At 63.5% G+C, this 20768-nt stretch carries 20 protein-coding genes; 6 read left to right on the plus strand and 14 right to left on the minus strand.

Annotated features, from left to right (window positions below):
* The first annotated feature begins 38 nt into the window (after nucleotides 1-38).
* Both ACFQ6Y_RS19715 and ACFQ6Y_RS19720 read left to right on the plus strand, forming a co-directional pair.
* The gene (locus tag ACFQ6Y_RS19715) at nucleotides 39-1523 is read left to right on the plus strand and encodes an LCP family protein (protein ID WP_378636775.1); all 1485 of its coding nucleotides are present in this window, start codon (nucleotides 39-41) and stop codon (nucleotides 1521-1523) included.
* A gap of 21 nt (nucleotides 1524-1544) precedes the next feature.
* Nucleotides 1545-2258 (plus strand): TIGR03089 family protein, encoded by a 714-nt coding sequence (locus ACFQ6Y_RS19720; protein ID WP_378636135.1) that lies wholly within the window; start codon nucleotides 1545-1547, stop codon nucleotides 2256-2258.
* 3 nt (nucleotides 2259-2261) lie between these two features.
* On the opposite strand, the gene ACFQ6Y_RS19725 is transcribed toward ACFQ6Y_RS19720, so the two are convergent.
* The 7 genes from ACFQ6Y_RS19725 to ACFQ6Y_RS19755 form a co-directional block, all read right to left on the minus strand.
* Entirely contained in the window at nucleotides 2262-4712 is a 2451-nt protein-coding gene (locus ACFQ6Y_RS19725; protein ID WP_378636152.1) for an ABC transporter permease, read from the minus strand.
* The gene (locus ACFQ6Y_RS19730; RefSeq protein ID WP_378636156.1) at nucleotides 4709-5506 is read right to left on the minus strand and encodes an ABC transporter ATP-binding protein; all 798 of its coding nucleotides are present in this window, start codon (nucleotides 5504-5506) and stop codon (nucleotides 4709-4711) included. Before ACFQ6Y_RS19730 ends, ACFQ6Y_RS19725 begins: the two co-directional genes overlap by 4 nt.
* Nucleotides 5507-5641: 135 nt before the next feature.
* Nucleotides 5642-6334: a response regulator transcription factor gene (locus ACFQ6Y_RS19735; RefSeq protein ID WP_003940960.1), complete on the minus strand. Its 693-nt coding sequence runs from the start codon at nucleotides 6332-6334 to the stop codon at nucleotides 5642-5644.
* Between the two features lie 35 nt (nucleotides 6335-6369).
* The gene (locus ACFQ6Y_RS19740; RefSeq protein WP_378636160.1) at nucleotides 6370-7557 is read right to left on the minus strand and encodes a histidine kinase; all 1188 of its coding nucleotides are present in this window, start codon (nucleotides 7555-7557) and stop codon (nucleotides 6370-6372) included.
* A 41-nt stretch (nucleotides 7558-7598) separates the two neighbouring features.
* A complete protein-coding gene (locus ACFQ6Y_RS19745) occupies nucleotides 7599-7976 on the minus strand; it encodes a hypothetical protein (protein WP_378636164.1) in 378 nt (125 codons plus the stop codon).
* Nucleotides 7977-7983: 7 nt separating this feature from the next.
* Nucleotides 7984-8496, minus strand: coding sequence for a 5-(carboxyamino)imidazole ribonucleotide mutase (gene purE, locus ACFQ6Y_RS19750; protein ID WP_283303547.1), 513 nt, complete (start codon nucleotides 8494-8496; stop codon nucleotides 7984-7986).
* Nucleotides 8480-9679 carry a 5-(carboxyamino)imidazole ribonucleotide synthase gene (locus ACFQ6Y_RS19755; protein WP_378447830.1) on the minus strand — a complete coding sequence of 400 codons (1200 nt, stop codon included), beginning with the start codon at nucleotides 9677-9679 and terminating at the stop codon, nucleotides 8480-8482. Before ACFQ6Y_RS19755 ends, purE begins: the two co-directional genes overlap by 17 nt.
* 191 nt (nucleotides 9680-9870) lie before the next feature.
* On the opposite strand from ACFQ6Y_RS19755, the gene ACFQ6Y_RS19760 reads away from it, so the two are divergent.
* On the plus strand, nucleotides 9871-10488 hold the full coding sequence (locus ACFQ6Y_RS19760) for a GtrA family protein (protein ID WP_378636170.1): 618 nt from the start codon (nucleotides 9871-9873) through the stop codon (nucleotides 10486-10488).
* A gap of 8 nt (nucleotides 10489-10496) precedes the next feature.
* On the opposite strand, the gene ACFQ6Y_RS19765 is transcribed toward ACFQ6Y_RS19760, so the two are convergent.
* The 5 genes from ACFQ6Y_RS19765 to ACFQ6Y_RS19785 form a co-directional block, all read right to left on the minus strand.
* The gene (locus ACFQ6Y_RS19765) at nucleotides 10497-11819 is read right to left on the minus strand and encodes a HAMP domain-containing sensor histidine kinase (RefSeq protein ID WP_283303545.1); all 1323 of its coding nucleotides are present in this window, start codon (nucleotides 11817-11819) and stop codon (nucleotides 10497-10499) included.
* Nucleotides 11820-11845: 26 nt separating this feature from the next.
* Nucleotides 11846-12526 carry a response regulator transcription factor gene (locus ACFQ6Y_RS19770; RefSeq protein WP_003940916.1) on the minus strand — a complete coding sequence of 227 codons (681 nt, stop codon included), beginning with the start codon at nucleotides 12524-12526 and terminating at the stop codon, nucleotides 11846-11848.
* A 37-nt stretch (nucleotides 12527-12563) separates the two neighbouring features.
* Complete coding sequence (locus ACFQ6Y_RS19775; protein ID WP_378636174.1) at nucleotides 12564-13130, minus strand: PH domain-containing protein; 567 nt, start codon at nucleotides 13128-13130, stop codon at nucleotides 12564-12566.
* 74 nt (nucleotides 13131-13204) lie between these two features.
* Entirely contained in the window at nucleotides 13205-13780 is a 576-nt protein-coding gene (locus ACFQ6Y_RS19780; RefSeq protein ID WP_230812521.1) for an HdeD family acid-resistance protein, read from the minus strand.
* Between the two features lie 117 nt (nucleotides 13781-13897).
* Nucleotides 13898-14752, minus strand: coding sequence for a biotin--[acetyl-CoA-carboxylase] ligase (locus tag ACFQ6Y_RS19785; RefSeq protein WP_378447640.1), 855 nt, complete (start codon nucleotides 14750-14752; stop codon nucleotides 13898-13900).
* 115 nt (nucleotides 14753-14867) lie between these two features.
* Here ACFQ6Y_RS19785 and ACFQ6Y_RS19790 point away from each other — a divergent pair, with 115 nt between their 5' ends.
* From ACFQ6Y_RS19790 to ACFQ6Y_RS19800, 3 genes are read left to right on the plus strand one after another with little or no spacing between them, the layout of a single operon-like run.
* Nucleotides 14868-16508, plus strand: a complete 1641-nt coding sequence (locus ACFQ6Y_RS19790) for an acyl-CoA carboxylase subunit beta (protein WP_378544939.1) — start codon at nucleotides 14868-14870, stop codon at nucleotides 16506-16508.
* Nucleotides 16505-16846 carry an acyl-CoA carboxylase subunit epsilon gene (locus tag ACFQ6Y_RS19795; protein ID WP_230812517.1) on the plus strand — a complete coding sequence of 114 codons (342 nt, stop codon included), beginning with the start codon at nucleotides 16505-16507 and terminating at the stop codon, nucleotides 16844-16846. Before ACFQ6Y_RS19790 ends, ACFQ6Y_RS19795 begins: the two co-directional genes overlap by 4 nt.
* Nucleotides 16847-16864: 18 nt before the next feature.
* Nucleotides 16865-17506, plus strand: a complete 642-nt coding sequence (locus ACFQ6Y_RS19800; protein WP_007731146.1) for a nucleoside triphosphate pyrophosphatase — start codon at nucleotides 16865-16867, stop codon at nucleotides 17504-17506.
* A gap of 124 nt (nucleotides 17507-17630) precedes the next feature.
* Here ACFQ6Y_RS19800 and ACFQ6Y_RS19805 read toward each other — a convergent pair whose 3' ends face one another.
* Both ACFQ6Y_RS19805 and ACFQ6Y_RS19810 read right to left on the minus strand, forming a co-directional pair.
* Nucleotides 17631-18929: a DUF222 domain-containing protein gene (locus ACFQ6Y_RS19805; protein ID WP_378636177.1), complete on the minus strand. Its 1299-nt coding sequence runs from the start codon at nucleotides 18927-18929 to the stop codon at nucleotides 17631-17633.
* A 62-nt stretch (nucleotides 18930-18991) separates the two neighbouring features.
* The gene (locus ACFQ6Y_RS19810; RefSeq protein WP_378636179.1) at nucleotides 18992-20689 is read right to left on the minus strand and encodes an MFS transporter; all 1698 of its coding nucleotides are present in this window, start codon (nucleotides 20687-20689) and stop codon (nucleotides 18992-18994) included.
* Between the last annotated feature and the right edge of the window lie 79 nt (nucleotides 20690-20768).

Raw genomic sequence — 20768 nt, forward strand, 5'->3', positions numbered from 1 at the left:
AGCAACCGCAGCGCCGCGCGCGTCCACGACCTGCGCCGATTCGGACCAAGACGAGCCCGGCTCGCATAGCGGTCGCGGTGCTCTCCGTGCTCGTACTGCTGGTCACCGGGTTCGCATGGCGGGGTGTGGACTCGTTGAGGAACAGCCTTGCCACTGCCAGCGGCCTCGGCCTCGGTGGCGGCAAGGACGGCGCCATCGACATCCTGATGGTGGGAACCGACAGTCGCACGGACGCACACGGCAACCCGCTCTCACAAAGCGAACTCGACTCGTTGCGCGCTGGTGAGGAAGTTGCGTCCAACACCGACACCATCATCTTGATCCGCGTCCCCAACGACGGAAGTTCCGCGACCGCGATCTCGATTCCCCGCGATGCGTACGTCAACGTCCCCGGTATCGGTATGTCGAAGATCAACGCCGCGTTCGGTGCCACCAAGGAAACCGAGCGACTGAAGTTGGTCAACAACGGGTCGTCCGACAGCGACGCCGACAAGAAGTCGACGGAAGCCGGCCGGACCGCGCTCATCGGAGCCGTGGCGAATCTGACCGGAATCACCGTCGATCACTACGCCGAAGTCGGTCTGCTCGGATTCGTCCTGCTGACCAACGCAGTGGGCGGAGTCGACGTCTGCCTCAACGCGCCGGTCGACGAACCGATGTCCGGGGCCAACTTCGCAGCCGGGAAACAGACACTCGACGGTGCCGACGCGCTGAGCTTCGTGCGACAACGACACGATCTTCCTCGCGGCGACCTGGACCGAATCGTGCGCCAGCAGGTGTTCATGGCTTCTCTCGTCAGCAAGGTGCTCAGCGCAAAAACCCTCAGTGACCCCAGCAAGCTCAGTCAGTTGACCTCGGCTGTCCAGCGTTCCGTCGTGATCGACGACGACTGGGACATCATCGAATTCGCCAAGCAGTTGCAGAATCTGGCCGGCGGCAAGGTGCAGTTCGAGACGATTCCCGTCCTCGACATCAACGGCATGACGGACTACGGCGAGTCCATCGTCAAGGTCGATCCCAAGGCCGTCAAGAAGTACATCGCCGGATTGGTCGGCGCCGACAGCGAGGACTCGGACGAGACCTCCGAGGCACCGACCACGGTGAATGCGTCCTCGATCACGGTCGACGTCGCAAACGCCAGTGACATCGCAGGATTGGCCAGTGGGGTCTCCGAGGCCTTGAGCGCCCTCGGGTACAAGCAGGGTCAGGTCGGCAACAACACCGGAGCGGACGTCACCGAATCCACGGTGTTCGCAAAGTCTGCGGACGACGACGCTGCACTCGCAGTCGCCGAGGCACTCGGCGGCCTGACGGTCAAGGCCGATTCGTCACTGTCCTCCGGCAAGGTTCGTGTTGTCATCGCCGAGGACTACAGCGGACCGCAGTCCGCCGACGCGGTGTCCCCGTCCGGCGGGGCGTCAACCACCACTGAATCGGCGAGCACCACCGAGACCAGCCCCACCCCGGCCCCTCCCGGTCCCCCGATCGACGCAGCCTCCAACGGCCCGCGCTGCGTTAACTGAACCGCTGCGTAAGCTGATCGGGTGCCTTCGCCTGTAGACAACCTGACCGATGCCCTTCTCGGACCGATCTTGACTGCCGACCCGGCCGGGCCTCGCGTGACCTACTACGACGACGCCACCGGCGAGCGCATCGAATTGTCTGCGAGCACGCTGGCCAACTGGGCGGCAAAGACAGCGAACATGGTTCGAGACGAGTTCGCTCTCGAGCCCGGCGGCAAGGTTGCCGTGCTGCTTCCCGCGCACTGGCAGAGCGTCGCTGTGCTGTTGGGTGTGTGGTGGGCAGGCGGCGAGGTGGTCCTCTCCCCCGACGCTGATGCCGAACTCGCTTTTGTCACTGTCGACCGCCTGGAAGATGTTGCGGACGTACCCGAAGTCGCCGCGCTCTCGCTCGACGCGTTCGGCAAGGGCCTGAGCGATCTTCCGCTCGGTGTTGCCGACTACGCGACCTCCATTCGAGTACACGGCGACCAATTCCGTAGCGCCGGAGCCGGTTCGGCACTGGAAGGCCGGTCTGTTGCGGACACGATCGACGCGGCCCGGGAATCGGCGAAGAACTCCGCACTGGCATCGACAGATCGTGTCCTCTCGAGCCGCACGTGGGAGACGGCAGACGAGTTGATCGACGGACTTCTGGCAGTTCTCGCTGCAGGCGCCTCACTCGTGCAAGTGGCCCACCCGGACGCGGAAGCTACCGCGCGCCGAGTGGGCACCGAAAAGGTCACGAAGCAGTTCTGAGTGTCAGCTCGCGAGAGCTGTCACCGGCGAGACCAATCCCGCCCGCCGAGCGGGGAGCAGTGACGCGATCACGCCGCAGATTCCGCCGATCAACACGATGGCCACCAACTGCACCCACGGGACTGCGCTGAGGGCGACGTCCTCGATCCCGAACACCGAAGCGGTACCGGCTACGCCGAACACCATCCCGAACAGCACTCCGATCACCGATGCAACTCCTGCCACCAGCAGTGCTTCCCAGATCAACATGGCTCGAATTCCCTTCCTGGTCAGTCCGAGTGCGCGAAGCAGTCCGGATTCGCGGCGCCGTTCGAGAACGGACAACGCCATGGTGTTTCCGACGCCGATCAAGGCGATCAACACCGCTACCGACAGCAATCCGGCAACCACCATGAGCATGGTGTCGAGGATCGAATCGAGGGCCGAACGCATTTCGGTCATCCCCTGAACTTCGCTCCCCGGGGCTTCCTGGCGTGCGAGTTCGGTGATGCGGTCGGTGGTGGCCAAAGCCTGTTCGTCAGTGTCCGTGCCCAACCTGACCCAGTACGAATCGGTGGTGGGCGCGGAGGCCGCTGCACCGAGATCTCCTCGATCCAGCAGTGCTGGTTGACCTTTCACCCCTTCGATCACGCTGACGTTCACGGCGCCGCGATCCCCGCGCACCGTTGCCGTATCGCCCGCCGAGAGGTTGTATCCGCTCAGATCGGCCGGAGAGAGCACCAGTTGACCGGCAGCAGGTACCGAGATCTCGGTACGCAGAACATCTTTCACCTGGGCAGCGTCGACACCGAATCCGGCCAACGAGCCGCGCCCGTCGATCGTCAGCTCGGCTTTTTCCAGACCGCTCACTGCGCCGACCCCGTTGACGGCGGCGATGTCGGTCCCCAAACCGGCCGGAAGGGGCGCCGAACCGGAACTGCTCACCATCACGTCGACGGGGAATTGGCTGTCCATCGCCGCGGGTGCAGCTTCCTTGACCGTCGCGATTCCCACGACGAGCGTGCTCGTCAAGGCGACGCCGATCAGCAGTGCCGTGGCTGTTGCCGAGGTGCGGCGTGGATTCCGGCCGGCGTTGCCTGCTGCCAGGCTGCCCACGGGACCGATCACCCTCGCCAACACTCCGCCGGCTGCATTGATCAGGGCAGGCACGATTCGACCGGACAGGGCTGCAATCCCGAGGAACGAGAACAGTCCACCAGCGGTCGCCGCCAGAACCTGCTGATTCGTCACTCCCAGGACGGTCATCGCGATGCCCGCGAGCAGGATCACTATGCCGAGAACCCGTCGGACCACCGATACCTGAACGCTCTCGGGCTTGGACTCCATCGGCTGCAGTGCTGCCAACGGGGACAGCCTCGTTGCCGCGCGACCGGGCGCAGATGCAGCGAGCATCGTCATCACGATGCCGACTGCAAGGCCGACCAGCACGGTCACCGGGGTGACGCTGAGTGACGAAAGTGGAACCGGCACATCCGCGGCCGTGGCCACGCGACCGATCGCCCAGGCGAGTCCGATACCGAGCCCGACGCCGATCACCGAGGCGATCACACCGACCGCCGCGGCTTCGCTGCGAATGCTCCGGCGAACCTGCTTGGCCGTGGCGCCGACGCACCGGAGCAACGCGAGTTCCTGAGTGCGCGCCGCGAGGAGCACGGCAAACGTATTGGCGATCACCAGCGCGGCAACAACAACGGCGATAGCGCCGAAGGCGAGCAGCACCGTGCTGAGGATCTTGGTGCCGCCCATGTACTTCGCTGCCGCGTTGTCGGTAGCTTCTTCGCCGGTCAGCACCGTGGAGTCCGCAGGCAACGCGCTCTCAACCGAATCCACCAACTGCTGCTGCGAGCGAGAGCCGTCACCGGCTACGCGGAATTCACGTGCGGCGCTGTCTCCGGCCCAAGCGCTCACTTGCTCGGCAGTGGTGAACACTTTCATCCCGCCCAGGCGCTGCGCCGAACCGGAGAGATCGACCAGTCCGACAACCTGCGCAGTGGGCGCAGCGGCACCTACCGTCGAATCCCGTGCCGTGACAGTGATTCGGGCACCCACCGGTATACCGGAGTCCGCACTCACCAACGCCTGACCGAGACCGACAGGGAGCGAACCCTCCGACAGCTTCTCCCAACGCAATTCGGGGTTGTCGGCGATCGAGAGCGCGTCCCCGTAGGACGCACCCTTCGCCTCGGAATCGACACGAACGTACGTCGACACGTCCTCGGCCACCGCCGAGACACCCGGCACTGCGCTCAGCAAGGCTTCCGTCACGCCTGGACCGGAGGCGACAACGTCCGTGGTTTCGTATTGCGACGCAAGTGATTTACTCACACTCGCGTCAACCGTCGAGCTCAATGTCAAAGTCGCGACGATGTATCCGACCGCGATCACCACGGCAAGTATCGACGCCACATAGCGCCCGGCATGCGCCCGCGCCTGGGCAAACGCCAGACCCTTCATCGCAGTGCGCCCGAAGCTACGGGAACATCGGCCAGGTCGTCGGCACCGAGGGCTCGCATGGCACTGATCACCGAGTCGACAGTGGGAGCGTCGATCTCGCCGGCAATGCGCCCGTCTGCGATCAACACGACGCGGTCCGCGTACGACGCCGCCACCGGATCGTGCGTCACCATGACGACGGTCTGACCGGTCTCCCGGACACTGGTGCGCAAGAGACCCAGAACCTCTGTCCCGGAACGGGAATCCAGGTTGCCGGTGGGCTCGTCGGCAAAGATCACGTCGGGCTGCGGCAGTAGTGCGCGGGCGACGGCTACGCGTTGTTGCTGACCGCCCGACAATTCGTGCGGCAGGTGATCGAGACGCTGCGACAGGCCCAGCTTGCCGATCACCTCGTCCATCCACTCGGGCGAGGGTTCACTGCCCGCCAACTTCATCGGCAGCAGCATGTTTTCCCGAGCAGTGAGCACCGGTAGCAGGTTGAACGCCTGGAAGACGAACCCGATTCGCTCGCGCCGCAGTTCGGTGAGTTCGGTGTCGCCGAGTTTCGTGACCTCGGTGTCGCCCAGGAAAACCTGCCCACCCGAGACCGTGTCGAGTCCGGCAAGGCAGTGCATGAGCGTCGACTTTCCGGAGCCGGACGGGCCCATGATCGCGGTGAAGCGCTCGCGCCCGAAGTCCACGTCGACTCCGCCGAGCGCGTGCACCGTGGTTTCACCGGTGCCGTACACCTTGGTGACGCCGCGGGCAGTGATCGCCGACACTTCGGCTGGTTCCGTCGTGGTGTGCGCATGCATTCTTTTGCCCTCCGTAAAGCTTCTCGCTATGACGGAATCGACGTTATTGCAGCGCAAGTGGTCTCCGCGTCGGAGCGCGGGGCGATCTTGGAAAGCCCGGTGTCATCCCGGGGTAGGACTGAACAGAGCTGCTCGTCAGCCCTCGGTACCGAGGAGATCCGCGCGCCGGACAAGTCCGATCTGGAAAGCGAAGACGACTGCCTGCACACGATCGCGTGAATGGGTCTTTGAAAGAACCCGTCCGACATGGGTTTTCACTGTCGTCTCGGAGACGTGGAATTTCGCGGCGATCTCCGAATTGGACAGCCCGTACGCCATGGCCTCGAGCACCTCTACCTCGCGCGGTGTCAACTCTTCGGGCAACTGCGCTTCGGGCGCCGAGCCTTCCAGGAGCGGACCGACGTGCTGTAGCAGGCGCCGAGTGGCCCGGGCTTCGATCACCGCGTCCCCGCGGTGCACGGTGCGGATGGCGTCGAGCAACTGCTCCGGTGGCACGTCCTTGAGCAGGAATCCACTGGCGCCCGCCCTGATGGCCGACATCACGTACTCGTCGTTGTCGAAGGTGGTGAGCACCACGACCTTCGGCGCATCGGGGTCGGCCAGGAGTCGACGAGTCGCCTCGATGCCGTCCATCTTCGGCATCTGGACATCCATCAGGACAACGTCGACGTGACGGGCGGCCAACTCGGTCAACGCCTGCTGACCGTCCGAAGCCTCGACAACCACCGACAGATCCGGCTGTGAGTCGATGACCATTCGAAAACCTGCGCGGACCAGCTGCTGATCGTCGATCAGTGCCACTGCGATCGGAGCCACGTGTTCGTCCATGCCACTCACCTTAAGACCTTCGGACGTTTCAAGACCTACCCAGACGTTCGTTCGTACGGCAGGACGGCCCGGACGCTGTATCCGCCGCCCGATTTCGGTCCGGCGGTTACTTTGCCTCCGTGCAGTTTGGCTCGCTCGGCCATCCCGATCAGTCCCTGTCCGCCTGGTGACGATTCGACCAGCGCGGCGCTGCCGCCTCGTCCGTCGTCGGTGATACCGAGAACGAGTTCGGTTTCAGCCCACGTCATCTCGACGCTCGCCTGTGCTCCAGGCCCCGCATGTTTGAGAACGTTCGTCAGCGATTCCTGCATGATGCGATACGCCGTCAACCCCGCACCCGCAGAGAGTTCGCGTGGTTCCCCGGTCACGCTGACGGCGATGTCGAGTCCGCTGCTGCGTAACTCGTGGAAGAGACTGTCGATGTCGCCGGCGCCCGGTATCACCGAGAAATCGCGGGGCGTGTCCTCACGCAGGACGGACAGCAGCGATCGCATGTCGGTCAACGCCTGGCGCCCGGTGGAGGCAATGGTTTCGAGTGCCTGAATTGCAGCCTGAGGATCTTTGGCCGCGCTGTAGCGTCCGCCGTCGGCTTGGGCGATGACAACCGTCAACGAGTGGGCGACGATGTCGTGCATCTCGCGCGCAATCCTCGAGCGTTCGCTGATCGTCGCAATTTCCGCTTCCTGCGCACGCTCGAGTTCGAGAAGCCGAGCACGCTCGGTCAGACCTTCCAACTGTTTGGTGCGCACTCGGCGCAGATCGCCGAACGCCCAGACAGCAAGCATGAAGATCATGACGGCCACGGACTGCATGACCTGCGAAGACACGGTGATTCGGTCGTAGCTGAAGTATCGAACACTCCCGGCGATCGACCCGAGCAATGCCAGCACCAGGCCGGTGAGGGAACTCCACCGTGCGCCGTAGGCAGCAAGTGCATACAGAGAGATGGGAACTACGACGGCGGACGCGAGCAGCGTATTGCCGATGACGATCACGTGCAGAACCGCGAACGCCGCGATGACCATGCCGGAGAGTTCCGGCCGTGAGCGTCGCCATGCCAGCGGAACGGTCATTCCCAGCGAGATGAACACCGCAAGTGGACTCGCCTCGACCGCAACGACAACGCTGAACAGTGCGGCAACCGTCGCAATGCAGATGTCCACACCGCGAGCATGATCCGCGCTCCAACGGACGAAGCGCTCACTAGTCGGAAAACGAGCCATGCCGCCAACAGTAGCTTTTACTCAGCTTCGGCAACTTCAACTCAGGCGCGGTAACCGCCGTCTTCGAGTCCGGCCTCGATTTCGAATCGGTTCCGCGGCCCCCTGTGACGCAGTTCCTCACGCAGGTACAACAACCCGAATGCGATTCCGTACCTGGCCCATTGGTCTGCGTGAACGGCCTCGTGACGAAGGACGGATCGAGTCGTGTTCCGTCGGGTGAGATATACACCACCGAGAGTTGTTCCGCCTCTGGCGAACCCGCGGCGCAGTCCGGAGGCGACAAAGATTCCGGACTCGTCGTCGAAGCGGATGTCCGCGCCGAGAATCCTGGCGTACAGCAGGGCGACGCGGGTGACGAACGCGGACTGCGTGCTGCCCCGACTCGCTCGGATCAGCGGCAGCCCGCGGCGTGCACACACGAGAAGATCAGCCCAGCAGTTTTTCGCGGAGCGCCTTGTCCTTGTCGAGCACCATGGACTCGAGGCTCTCCTGGAACGCCACCATCCGCTGCTGCAGTGCGGGATCCGAAGCACCGAGAATCCGAGCAGCCAGCAGACCGGCGTTACGAGCGCCACCGATCGACACTGTCGCCACCGGGACGCCGGCAGGCATCTGGACGATCGAAAGCAGCGAATCCATACCGTCGAGGTACTTGAGCGGCACCGGAACACCGATGACGGGCAACGGCGTAGCCGAGGCAACCATGCCCGGAAGATGCGCGGCGCCGCCGGCACCGGCGATGATGACCTTGATTCCGCGGCCGGCAGCTTCCTTGGCGTAGTCGAGCATCCGCTGAGGCGTGCGGTGCGCCGAGACGACACCGACCTCGAAGCGGATACCGAACTCCGCAAGAGCTTCGGCTGCAGCTTCCATGGTCGGCCAATCCGAATCGCTGCCCATGATCAGGCCGACCTGCGCGCTCTCACTCACCGTGTACATCCCATCCGTCGGTCCAAACTGCGTACGAAAGCCAATGTGCTGCGCGCTCGGCGCGTTCCCGAACTGCGGCAACGTAATTCGGATCGTCGATGGATCCGGCGCCGCCCACGATGTTGACGTGCCCGATCTTGCGATCCTTGCGCTCACCCTTGCCGTACAGGTGGATCTTCGCGTCAGGCATCCGCGCGAACAGGTGATGGACGCGCTCGTCCATCGTCATCTCGGGAGCTTCGGGCGCACCGAGAACGTTGGCCATCACGGTGACCGGCGCGATCGGCGACGTATCGCCGAGCGGGTAGTCGAGAACCGCGCGCAGGTGCTGCTCGAACTGAGAGGTGCGGGCGCCGTCCATCGTCCAGTGGCCGGAGTTGTGCGGGCGCATCGCCAACTCGTTGACCACGAGAGTGCCGTCGGTCGTCTCGAACAGTTCGACGGCCATCGAGCCGACCACACCGAGCTCCGACGCGATGCGCAGCGCCAACTGTTCGGCTTCCTCGGCAACGGCACTCGAAAGCTCGGGGGCAGGTGCGATCACGACGGCGCACTGGCCGTTGCGCTGAACCGTTTCCACGACCGGCCACGTAGCGCCCTGCCCGAACGGCGACCGCGCCACCATGGCGGACAGCTCCCGACGCATCGAGACCATTTCCTCGACGATCAGCGGAACACCCTTGTTGAGCTGCTCGGTGACGATGGCTTCTGCTTCGTCCTGATCGTCGGTGATCCAGACGCCGCGGCCGTCGTAGCCTCCGCGTGTTGCCTTGATGACGAGCGGCCAACCGTGTTCGGAGCCGAAACGCACGACGTCTTCCGCCCACGTCACTTCGGCGTACGCGGGTACGGGTGCGCCCAGTTCGGCAAGTTTGCGACGCATCAGCAGTTTGTCCTGAGCGAAGATCAGAGCCTGCGGCGGCGGCTGAACGTTCACGCCTTCGGCAACAAGAACCTCGAGGTGCTCGGTCGGCACGTGCTCGTGGTCGAACGTCAGTGCATTGGAACCGACCGCTGCACGGCGGAGAGCATCGAGGTCGGTGTGGCTTCCCAATACGACGTCGGGGCTGACCTGAGCCGCCGGTTCGTCCGCGGTCCCGGAGAGCACTCGGAGCGTCTGGCCCAGGGCCACCGCCGCCTGGTGCGTCATCCTGGCCAACTGTCCGCCACCGATCATGGTGACGACGGGCATGGATGCTTTTGCCGGTCGGGGGGTGGTCGGGCGGGCGGGGATCTGCGCGGGATCGTTGTTGCCGGTCACGGCTCTCTATGTTGTCATGTGCCGCGTTCGCCCGTTCATTCAGCGTTCCCAATCTGTGATTCTGCTGATGATTCCGCGGCAAATTGGTGGTAACGCGGTTTCGTTTCGTAAACTCATCTGTTGTGCCATTTGTCGACGGGGTCATTGCCCGAATACCCCAACCGTTTCGTGACATCGCTCTGCGTCACAGCGAGCTGATCAAATTCGCGATCGTCGGCGGCACGACCTTCCTGATCGACTCCGGCATCTTCTACACACTCAAGCTGTCGATCCTCGAATCCAAGCCGATCACGGCCAAGATCATCGCCGGCGTCGTCGCGGTCATCGCGTCGTACATTCTCAACCGGGAGTGGTCGTTCAAGAACCGTGGTGGCCGTGAACCAGCGCACGAAGCTGCGCTGTTCTTCATCATCAGCGCCATCGGTGTGGTCATCAGCTTCATCCCGCTGTACATCTCCAGCTACGTCTTCAACCTGCGCGTACCCGAAGTCAGCTTGGCGACGGAGAACATTGCCGACTTCATCAGTGCATACGTCATCGGCAACCTGCTGCAAATGGCGTTCCGATTCTGGGCGTTCCGCAAGTTCGTGTTTCCCGACGAGAATCCCGAACCGCTCGAACTGTCCGATACCACAGGATTGTCCGGAACCACAGCGTTGTCGGAAACCACAGCGCTATCGGAAACCACCGCGCCTGACCCGGTAATTCCGGATGCCGAAGAGGAACTCGGACACTCCTGAGTTTTCGGTCAACGCGGTTCGCGGTGCGGAACGACGTCCGCGGGCGGAGCAGTGTTGGCCACCGGCAGGAAGACCGCGAACAAGGCAGGCTTACGCCGCTGCAGTTCCAATCGCCCCCCGTCGGCTTCGATCAGAGCGCGTGCGAGCGCCAACCCGACGCCGGTGGACCCGGCGCCCGAGAATCCTCTGTCGAAGATATGGGGCGCAAGATCGTTCTCCACGCCGGCGCCTTCGTCGGTGACCTCGACGCACACCATCGAGTCACGACGAGACGAACTGCGCCCGGCACCGTCGATCAATCGGACAGACACCGTGCATGTGCCTTCACCGTGTTCGAACGAGTTGTCGACCAGAACGGAAACAGCTTCACGCAGACGCGATCCGGTGGTCGCGGCCATCACCGTGCGATCGCCTCGTAGGCGGAGCCTGCGCCCCTCTCCGTCGAACTGAGCCTGCCAGTCGCGGGTCACCTGTTCCAGCTCGCCGACTACCGACACCAAACTCGCCGATGACCCGCTGGTACGCGACGAGCGAATCAGATCGTCGATTCCGTCGGTGAGCCTGTCGACTTGAGCCATGGCTTCCTCTGCCTCGTTCACAACGTCAGGATCTTCGTGAACGGACAACTCGTCCAGGCGCAGCCGCACCGCGGTCAGTCGACTGCGCAGTTGATGCGAGACGTCCGCGACCAGCGCGCGCTCTCGTTGCAGCCGCACGGAGATCTCCACGGTTGCCGCGTCGAGGACGTCGGAAACGCGGTCGAGTTCGGGGATGTCGTGCCGACGAGGATCTGGACGGAAGTCACCTTCGGCGAGGCGCGCCGCCCTGTCTGCTACATCCTGCAGCGGATCGGCAAGCCGACGCGCGGTGACCACGGCGACCACGGTGCCTGCCGTGATGGACAGAAGCACGAGTACGCCGACCGCCATCACCGCCTGCTTCTGCTGGGTGCGCAGGTTCTCCGACGGCACCTCGAGGCGCAACGAGCCGGAGGTGCCCATCGCGAGCGATTCGACGAGTGCGTTCTTGACCGTCGCCTCGCCGACGTCGACACGCGCGGCGCCGTCGACGGCAGTCGGATACACGACAACCAGGCGCCCGTCGTTGGGAGTGAGGACTTTGAGCGAATCGGTGTTCAACGCACCTTCGACGAGTCCGTTGGTCCCCTCTTGCGCAATGACCTCAGCGGCCATCCGGTCGAGTCGCACCCGGAGATCACTCCGCGTGACGTCCTCCACCCAGAGCCACGCCGTGTAGATCAGCGGAACCCCCAGCAGCAACGCCGTCATGATCACGACAGCGAGAATCGACTGCAATATGCGACGCCGCATGCCGGCAGTTCCTGATTCTCGAGAAGCTAATCGGTGTTGATTCGGAAACCGACACCGCGGACGGTGGCGATTCTGCGTTCCACGGCCGGGCCTTCGTCACCGATCTTTCGGCGCAGCCACGACATGTGCATGTCGAGTGTCTTCGATCCACGTAGCTCGACGTCGCCCCACACCTCGCGAAGGATCGTATCGCGCGAGACTACTTCCCCGGCATGCTCGAGGAGGACTCGCAGAAGTTCGTATTCCTTGTTGGCCAAGGCGATTTCGGAGCCGTTGACGAGTACGCGACGCGCCGCCGGCTCGAGCCTGATGCCACCGACCTCTACGATCGTGTCCTCGCGGCCACCGTGGCGACGCAAGAGTGCTCGCACACGTGCCATCAACTCGGCGAGACGAAACGGCTTACTGACGTAGTCGTCAGCGCCAGCGTCCAGGCCGACCACGAAGTCGACTTCGTCGGTTCTGGCGGTCAGCATCAGCACGGCGAGCGAGGTGCGATGCGCACGAATCTGTCGACACACTTCGAGGCCGTCCATACCGGGAAGGCCGAGATCGAGAATCAGCAGATCGAAATCACCTTCGAGCGCCTGCTGCAACGCAGCGGGTCCGGTCGGTTCGACCGTCACCGAATACCCTTCACGCCCCAATGCGCGGGAGAGGGGTGCAGCAATGGCCTCGTCGTCTTCGGCTAGCAATACGGCAGTCACACGAACAGACTACGGACAACACGCCTTTGCACGTTGATTACCAGCCATTTCGATCGTTCGGGTCGTCGCTTTCACCTGGCGGCCGCTGTGGTGGAGGCGGTGGTGGCTGCTGCGTGGAATCGAAAACCTGGTGATACAGCAGGGCGTGAACGTGCTCGACATCCGGAATGTCGTCGAATTCGAGCGGATCGTCACTGGCAGAAGCGATGACCAGAGTTCCGGTCTTGAGCATTCGATCGACCAGGCCGTGGCGGAACTGAACATTGCTGATCCGCCCCATGGGAATGTCGATACCGGTGTGCGTGAGCACTCCGTGGCGGATGAGTACACGTCGATCGGTGACGATGAAATGCGTGAACTTCCAGACCGTGAACGGCGCAATCGATCTCCACGCCACGACGGCGAGCCAGACGATTCCGACGGCGATGGACGACACGGCCCGAGCCGTGCCGTCCAATCTCGTCTGAGCGAGGCCCAACAAGAACCCGGCGACGGCCGTGGCAAGCACGAACGTCAGCGCCGGAAGCACCAACATCTTCCAATGAGGATGGCGATGCAGTATCAGTTCCTCGTCCTGAGCGAGGGCGTCTTCGGGATATCCCATGACCGGAAGTCTGCCATCCCGCACCGACTTTCAGGCACACCGACTTTCAGGCACACCGACTTTCGGGCTGATGCTCAGGGCTGCGCGATCTTTCGCAGCACCAGCGGGGTCACGACGATGATGATGCCGTAGAGCACCATCCACACACCGACCACGATGCGGAAGACGTCGAGCGAAAGTTCCGGCTGCAACAGGACGATTGCACCGGCAACGATGCTGATGACTCCGAGCACGATCGACAGGCCGCGATCGACCGTGTGGCCGGATGCTGCATCGACCAGGTCGAGCACGCCTCGGAACACCCACCACGCGCCGATCACCAATGCGATCAGGACCACGGTCTGCAAAGGGCTTCGGAGAACGAGGAATCCGAGGAGCACTGCCAACGCTCCGGAGATCGCGACCAACGTCCGGGTTCCACCCGTAGCCGTCACGTCTGCGAACGAACGAATGATCTGGACGAGTCCGAATCCGAACAGCTGAATCGCGATGACAACCGCCACCACGAACAGGGTGGCATCCGGCCACGCGAGTACCGCGATACCCAGGCCCAATGTGAGGACACCGAGCAGCACCGTCACGCCGGTGAGTACGCGGCGGGCGCTCTCGGCCGTCTCGGCTTCAGTCGGAACAACGATCGGTGTGGTCATGACGCCCCTAGGCAGCTAAGTAGATCCCGCAGTCGAGTGAAATGAAGGACGGACGGTTGGTTCGAAACAGGTCCGGGCCAAAAATTAGCACTTTGGTGCCAGAAAATCCGGCAAGGCTCACGATTCGGTTACCGGGGCGGCCCGAAGGTGTGTGATGTCACCCGCTGCGACCGCAAAGGTCTCTCCTTCTGCTCCCTCGATTTCGATGACGACGCGGCCGGAAGTGTCGACGTCGGTCGCGATACCGAACACCTCCTTGTCGCCCGGCAAAACCGCGCGGACTCGTTTACCCAGCGTCCCGCAGCGCTGCCGGTACTCGGCAGCCAACACAGATGTATCCCATTTCGATGATTCCCAAGCACGGAATTGCGTCGCCAACTCACGGGCGATTGCTCGAACGAGGGTGTCACGGTCGACGGTCGATGCTTCTTCGATCAGGAGCGATGTGGCGGTCGGGACGGGCAGTTCCTCGACACCCAAGCTCACGTTCAGTCCGATGCCCACCACCACCGCGGGATCGGGCGCCGTCCTTGCCACCTCGGCCAGAATTCCGGCCACCTTCTTGTCACCGATGAGAACGTCGTTCGGCCACTTGAGTTCTGCGGGCACTTCCGCCACGTTGCGCAATGCATCGACGACCGCGATTCCCGACAGCAGCGGGAGCCAGCCCATGTCTGCGAGATTCATTCCGGGCATCGACAACAGAACCGACATCGAGATCTGCGCTTGGGGCGGACTCACCCAAGTGCGCGAATGCCGGCCGCGCGCACTCGCCTGATATTCGGCGATCAGAACATGACGGTCGGCATCCGGATCTGCCGCTCGCGCAAGGAGATCCGCGTTCGTCGAACCGGTCTCCGCGACCACGTCGAGGCGGTTCCAGAAAACGCGCGCGTCGTCGTTGTCGCTGCGCACGAGTGCGCGGCGTAGGGCATTGCCGTCGAGGGGCGGTCGGTTCAAGTCGGTCCACATTGCCCCAGCCTATGACGACGGCGAGAATGTACTGGTCAGTAGCTTGAGCCCGCGAAACCGCGACAATCGGACCTGCCTTCGAAGCCCCCCACACACTCTCGTTAAGCTCACGTCCATGACCACTGTCCAAGAGCCGAACGCGCCGGAGGCGGCGGCCGCACCCGATATCCACACGACCGCGGGAAAGCTCGCGGACCTGCGGAATCGCCAAGCCCAGGCGCAGGCACCGAGCGGCGAAGCCGCCATCGACAAGGTGCACGCCAAAGGCAAGCTGACCGCCCGCGAGCGCATCACCGCCCTCCTCGACGAGGGCTCCTTCGTCGAACTCGACGCACTGGCACGGCACCGAAGTGTGAACTTCGGTCTCGCTGACAACCGCCCGGTCGGCGACGGCGTCGTCACCGGTTACGGCACCATCGACGGCCGCGACGTCTGTGTCTTCTCGCAGGACGCCACCGTCTTCGGCGGATCGCTCGGCGAAATCTACGGTGAGAAGATCGTCAAGGTCATGGACCTCGCGATCCGCACCGGTCGCCCCCTCGTCGGCATCAACGAAGGTGCAGGCGCGCGCATCCAGGAAGGCGTCGTCTCGCTCGGTCTCTACGGCGAGATCTTCCACCGCAACGTCCAGGCCTCGGGTGTCATCCCCCAGATCTCACTGATCATGGGGCCCGCCGCCGGCGGCCACGTCTACTCCCCCGCGCTGACCGACTTCGTCGTCATGGTCGACGAGACCTCCCAGATGTTCGTCACCGGCCCCGACGTCATCAAGACGGTCACCGGTGAAGACGTCACGATGGAAGACCTCGGCGGTGCTCGCACCCACATGGTCAAGTCCGGTGTCGCCCACTACGTCGCTTCCGGCGAGCAGGACGCACTCGACTACGTCAAGGACCTGCTCAGCTACCTGCCGTCCAACAACCAGGCAGCAGCTCCCCGCGGCGAGATCACCGACCCCATCGTCGGTTCGATCGAAGAAAGCCTGACCGCCGAGGACATCGAACTCGACACACTCATCCCGGATTCGGCCAACCAGCCGTACGACATGCACGAGGTCATCCGTCGCATCCTCGACGACGACGAGTTCCTCGAGGTCCAGGCCGAGCGCGCGATGAACATCATCGTCGGTTTCGGTCGCGTCGACGGACGCTCGGTCGGCATCGTCGCCAACCAGCCCACCCAGTTCGCCGGCTGCCTCGACATCGACGCGTCCGAGAAGGCCGCTCGCTTCGTGCGCACCTGCGACGCGTTCAACGTCCCGATCATCACCCTCGTCGACGTTCCCGGCTTCCTCCCCGGAACCGAGCAGGAATACAACGGCATCATCCGCCGCGGCGCGAAGCTCCTGTACGCGTACGGCGAAGCAACGGTCGGCAAGATCACGGTCATCACCCGCAAGGCGTACGGCGGAGCGTACGACGTCATGGGCTCCAAGCACATGGGCGCCGACGTCAACCTGGCATGGCCCACCGCTCAGATCGCCGTCATGGGTGCATCCGGAGCAGTCGGATTCGTCTACCGCAAGCAGCTTCTCGAAGCCGCCAAGAACGGCGAAGACGTCGATGCATTGCGCCTCAAGCTTCAGAACGAGTACGAGGACACACTCGTCAACCCGTACGTCGCCGCTGAGCGCGGATACGTCGACGCAGTCATTCCCCCGTCGCACACCCGCGGACAAATCGTTTCCGCATTGCGACTGCTCGAGCGCAAGGCCGTTTCCCTTCCGCCCAAGAAGCATGGGAACATTCCCCTATGACCGCAACCACCGAGGACATTCTCAGCGAAGATGTCGCACTGGCGGAGACTGCACCGACCAACGGTGCAGTCGTCGAGGGAAGCGCGACGGACGTCTCGCTCACCGAGCTGACCGAGACGTCGACCTCCGACGCGTCGGTCATCAAGATCGTCAAGGGTTCGCCCACCGACGTCGAGATCGCGGCACTGGTCAGCGTGCTCGCTGCAGCTGCCGGCAGCGGTCAGGCTCCCGAGTCCAATGTTCCCGCGGAGACCTGGGGCGATCCGACTCAGTTCCACCGCACGCGTGCGCCGTTCTCGCCGTACGCGTACCTGAACCCCGCGATCCGTCGCAGCTGACAATCAGTATCTGCTGACGTGACTCAACTGGTTCTAGCTTCCGCGTCCCCGGCACGCCTCGCAGTTCTGCGGGCGGCCGGGGTTTCGCCGCTTGTCCGTGTCTCCGGTGTCGACGAGGACAAGATTGCCGACAACCTCGGCCCCGACGCCGCTCCCGAAAAAGTCGTGACGGTGTTGGCCGAAGCCAAGGCCGCCGAAATCGTCCCCGGCCTCGCCGCCGACAATCTCACCGACGTAGTCGTTGTCGGGTGCGATTCGATGCTCCTGATCGACGGGCAGCTTCAAGGTAAGCCGGGCAGCGTCGATATCGCCCGAAAGCGATGGGCTGCAATGGCCGGTCGCAGCGCCACCCTCTTGACCGGGCACTGTGTCCTGCGCGTGGCCGACGGCCGCATCGTTCGCATGGCCTCGGATCACAGCGCAACGGTCGTTCATTTTGCGCAACCTTCCACCGAGGATCTCGAGGCATACCTGGCAACGGGAGAGCCGCTCCAAGTTGCCGGAGCATTCACACTCGACAGTCTCGGCGGCTGGTTCGTGGAGAGGATCGAGGGTGATCCCTCGAGCGTCATCGGTATCGGATTACCTTTGGTGCGAACACTTCTCGAGCGCGTTGGAGTTTCCGTCTCGGATCTCTGGCGCACGCAGAGCATCTTCTGACGCGTTTTTCTTCAAGCCCGTTTTCCCCAAGCACGTTTTCTCCAAGCACCACTGACCAGCCCCGCATCGGGTCCATGCCGATGCGAAGCTGGTCTTTTTGTTGTCTCCGTAGAGGTTTGCGCCTTCAGGTTTTGAAGGTGGTGTTCGCCGGCCGCGGGTGCCGCTGCGGGTCGATCGAGGGCGGCGGGATGAACCACGGTTTGTTGTCGATGCCTATTCGGATTTCCCATTTTCCGACGAACCCGGATTTGCGGTGCATCAGCCGGTGATGCGAGCGGCACAGCAGGACAAGGTTGTTCATCACCGTCGGGCCGCCGTTCGCCCAGTGCTTAATGTGGTGCGCATCCGTCCACGCGGGCACGCATGAACACCCCGGGAAGGCGCAGCCTTTGTCGCGGGCGATCAGCGCCACTCTCTGTTCGGCGTTGACCAACCGTTTTCCGGGTCTCGCATCCAACGGCGCGCCGTGAGCGTCCAGTAGAACAGTCGACAGGAAACAATCGCACCCCAACAACCTCGTCTGCGAGACGGACAGCGGTCCGAGCCATGGCATGTGCCCGACATCAAGATCCGACCGAGTATCTCCACCATTCGAGGGCGCGGCGGCGCAGTCCCGATGCTCAGCGAGATCGCGAGCGTCGATGTGCACGTTCACGTGCGGGCGTTGGCCGCCGTCGGTACCGGTTTTCGCGCAGTCCAGATACCGGCGGATCAGTTCGGTGAACCCGTCCGCCGTCCGCTTCGCCGCCGACCGGGCATCGGGAGTTCCATCGGGCGCCGGGGTCGGCATCGTCAGATTCGACAACGCCGACAACAGCATTTCGCCGGTGAGAGCGTCGAAATCACCGCGCACCACCACCCGACCATTGAGCGTCGACGCGATACGGAGCTCGTTCCGATCCACATCTTCGGCAGGTGGAATCTCATCGGACTCGAACACCCGCTCCAAGGTCGCGATAACGTGCCGCACCTTCGTCGTTGTCGCCTCCGCACCCGACGCAGCCGCAAGCAGCAGGTCGATGCAGCGTGGCAGTGCTTCCTCCGGCATCCCCTTCGGCGGGGATTCACAGAACGCGACGATCAAAACGGCGTGATCGAACGAGCAGTCACCATCATCGAAGCCTGCTGCCACGGCCGGGAACGCGCGTAGCGCGGCGCCCAGGGCGGCGATCTTCTTCCCGTCCCGAACCTGCAGCATCGTGTTTGCTGCCAACCATGACCCGACACCGCGGCTGGCAATCACCTGATCGTCGGGACGAATCGAGAGTTCGTCTACCACCGCCACCCGAACGGCTTCCAGGCGCAGAATCTCCGCACTCGACGACACCGCAGCCTCACGTAACTCGGCAGCAGTCAACCGCCACAGGCGTCCGCGCAACCCCACCGCAGAACCCGAAACCACTTCCGACGACAAGACACTCATAGAATCCCCCGATCCCCTACACACAGGGTACTCGAACACTCGTTCGAGTCAAGGGCAAATTCTCAGACTGGCGAATTGACCCGAGGTAGGGCAGTCGACGCCAACCCGATGCCGAGCGCAATTGCTGCGATGATCGCGAGTACACGGCGCTGAGCTTCGAGAAACGCTTCGCCGGCAGCGGCCCGAGTGGATGCGTACGCGGCATCAACTGCCACCTGAACGGATTGACCCCCGGCACCGGCGGAGCTGTCCCGGCGACATTCCGGCGCCACCTCCATCGGTGTTCCCGATGCCAATTGGCTTGTCGCGCAATCGACAAAGGCCCTTTCGGCGATGTCGATCAGGCCGGGACCAACGCCGGCAGCTTCAAGGTTCGCAACGTACTCGGGCCGCTCCCCCTGCACCGCTTGCGGAGCCTGCCCTGCCACGAGCGAGAAGAACACCACGCCGATCAATGCCAGTCCGATGGAGCTACCGACCTGCTGAACGGTCGGGAGAAGCCCGGACACCGAACCTGCGTGCGCCGGCTCGACCGTCGAGAGAATCGCGGTTTGCAGAGGTGCCACGAACAGTCCCAGCCCAGCGCCTCCCAGAAGCAGTGGCCCGGCGAGCGCCAGCCAGCGCGGATCAGTTCCCTCGTGTTCGAGGATCACCGACAATGCGATCAGCGAACCGGCAAAAACCACCATCCCCAGAATCAGGACACGGTTTCCGAGCATCCGGTACACCGCCGACGAGAGAACTGCCGCCACACCCATGCCGACAGCCCACGGCAGCGTCATCACGCCCGCCCTCAGCGCGGAGAATCCGAATCCGAACTGCAGCGTGAGGCTGATGGTGAAGATCAGCGAAGTCAAGGTCCCGAAGAACACGAAGGCAAGAATCGCACCGATGGCAAAGGCTCGGTCGCGGAAAAGCTCGAGACGAAGGACGGGATCGCCGCCTCGTTTCCCCAGACGCGATTCGTAGAGCACAAAGGCCAATGCCACCGGCACAGACATCGCGAGCATCACCACCAGCCCTGCCGGCCATCCACGCGCCCTGCCCTCGGCCAGGGGAAGGATCAGCAAGAACAGCGCCAGCGACGACAGCGCAGCGCCGATGAGGTCGAGTGAGCGCACATGCTCCGCGCGAGCATCGACGAGATGGAAGAAGCCGAGGATCAAGGCGGCGATACCGATAGGGACGTTGACGAAGAAGATCAGGCGCCAACCCCAGTCGAACAGATTCCATTCGATGAGCAGCCCGCCGACCAGGGGTCCACTTACCGTTGCCAGTCCTATCGTCGCGCCGTAGATCCCGAACACCCGCGGATGCCTCGCCTTCGGGAACAGACCCGAGATGATGGCAAATGTCTGCGCGGACATCGAACCGGCCGCCAACCCTTGCAGGCCACGGAAGACGATCAACATGGTCGCACTCTGAGCGAGCCCGCACAGCAACGAGGCTGCGACGAATACGGACAGGGCGGTCAGAAATACAACCCTGCGACCGAACAGGTCCCCCAGCCGGGCCGCGGTGATCAAGGAACACGCGAAGGCCAGGATGTACACACTGACCATGAGCAACTGCGCTGAGACGCCGGCTTGAAGATCGACGGCGATGCTCGGAAGCGCGACATTGACGATGGTTGCGTCGAGCAACTGCATGAACGCCGCCGCCAGACTCGTGGCCAAACCGAGCCAGGGCGTCAGAGAAGTTGATCGCCGTCCGCCCTTGTGGTCGGCGCCGACAGCGTCACCTAAGGGGTCCGGAAGCACCGAATAATCCTAATCGACAAGAGGCTTCTAGAACCTGTTCTTGTTTAGATTGCGGTATTTCGGACAATTCAGTCCCGCA

This window comes from Rhodococcus sp. NPDC056516 (genome assembly GCF_042794655.1).
In the GTDB taxonomy this organism is placed as follows: Bacteria; Actinomycetota; Actinomycetes; order Mycobacteriales; family Mycobacteriaceae; genus Rhodococcus_F.

Coding starts and splice junctions, on each gene's coding strand:
- ACFQ6Y_RS19755 (WP_378447830.1), bottom strand. CDS start 9,679: ATGCCCGTCGTCACCATGATCGGTGGCGGACAGTTGGCCAGGATGACG.
- ACFQ6Y_RS19795 (WP_230812517.1), top strand. CDS start 16,505: ATGACCGCAACCACCGAGGACATTCTCAGCGAAGATGTCGCACTGGCG.
- ACFQ6Y_RS19785 (WP_378447640.1), bottom strand. CDS start 14,752: ATGTGGACCGACTTGAACCGACCGCCCCTCGACGGCAATGCCCTACGC.
- ACFQ6Y_RS19780 (WP_230812521.1), bottom strand. CDS start 13,780: ATGACCACACCGATCGTTGTTCCGACTGAAGCCGAGACGGCCGAGAGC.
- ACFQ6Y_RS19730 (WP_378636156.1), bottom strand. CDS start 5,506: ATGCATGCGCACACCACGACGGAACCAGCCGAAGTGTCGGCGATCACT.
- purE (WP_283303547.1), bottom strand. CDS start 8,496: ATGTACACGGTGAGTGAGAGCGCGCAGGTCGGCCTGATCATGGGCAGC.
- ACFQ6Y_RS19765 (WP_283303545.1), bottom strand. CDS start 11,819: ATGCGGCGTCGCATATTGCAGTCGATTCTCGCTGTCGTGATCATGACG.
- ACFQ6Y_RS19775 (WP_378636174.1), bottom strand. CDS start 13,130: ATGGGATATCCCGAAGACGCCCTCGCTCAGGACGAGGAACTGATACTG.
- ACFQ6Y_RS19735 (WP_003940960.1), bottom strand. CDS start 6,334: ATGGACGAACACGTGGCTCCGATCGCAGTGGCACTGATCGACGATCAG.
- ACFQ6Y_RS19805 (WP_378636177.1), bottom strand. CDS start 18,929: ATGAGTGTCTTGTCGTCGGAAGTGGTTTCGGGTTCTGCGGTGGGGTTG.
- ACFQ6Y_RS19725 (WP_378636152.1), bottom strand. CDS start 4,712: ATGAAGGGTCTGGCGTTTGCCCAGGCGCGGGCGCATGCCGGGCGCTAT.
- ACFQ6Y_RS19790 (WP_378544939.1), top strand. CDS start 14,868: ATGACCACTGTCCAAGAGCCGAACGCGCCGGAGGCGGCGGCCGCACCC.
- ACFQ6Y_RS19740 (WP_378636160.1), bottom strand. CDS start 7,557: ATGGCTCGTTTTCCGACTAGTGAGCGCTTCGTCCGTTGGAGCGCGGAT.